At 61.6% G+C, this 692-nt stretch carries 1 pseudogene; it reads left to right on the top strand.

The annotated features are described in order from the left end of the window. Positions 1 to 692 (top strand): annotated as a pseudogene (locus tag ACZRJQ_RS22020) (sugar-binding protein); the annotation flags it as partial.

Genomic DNA, 692 nt, shown 5'->3' on the forward strand with positions numbered 1-692 from the left:
CACTCAAACGCCTTCAATTTCATGAGTTTCCTGTCTGTCAGCGTCGACCCGCGCACCGGTCAGTACACAGTTGCCATCGACCTGCCGGAACTCAAATCCAATGACCTCTGCGGTCCTGCGGTACCATTGCAACTGGTGTTCAACCCGCTCAACACCTTGGACTCCGGCTTCGGCGTCGGCTGGAACCTCAACCTATCCCAGTTCACGCCCCACGACAGCATGCTCGCCCTGGCCACTGGCGAAACCTTCAAGGTCACCGGCAGCGGCACAGAGCCTGCACTCAAGGAAAAGAAACTCGACAGCTTCCACTTCTACAACGACGGCAACAACGTCTACCGGGTCGTGCACAAGTCCGGCCTGATCGAAACCCTGAGAACCGGTGGTAGCGCCAATGAGCGAGTGGCCTTGCCCGTGCAGGTCCATGCCCCCTCCGGGCACAAGGTCGACCTGTCCTACGTCGGCTTCAACGGCGGCCAGCGCCTGCAATCGATCAGCGACGCCCTGGGTCGCCTGCTGCAGATCAACCGCTCCAGCGACAACACCCGGGTCGAATTTCTCCTGCACCCGGATGCCGGCCCGGGTGGCACGCCGCGGGCGCGCTTCGAACTCAAGCTGAACCCCAAACGTGAAGTGGTCGAGATCGTCCTGCCCACCGAGGAGAACGCCAGCTGGCGCTTCGACTACCTGGAGGT

This window comes from Pseudomonas sp. E315, from assembly GCF_055406205.1.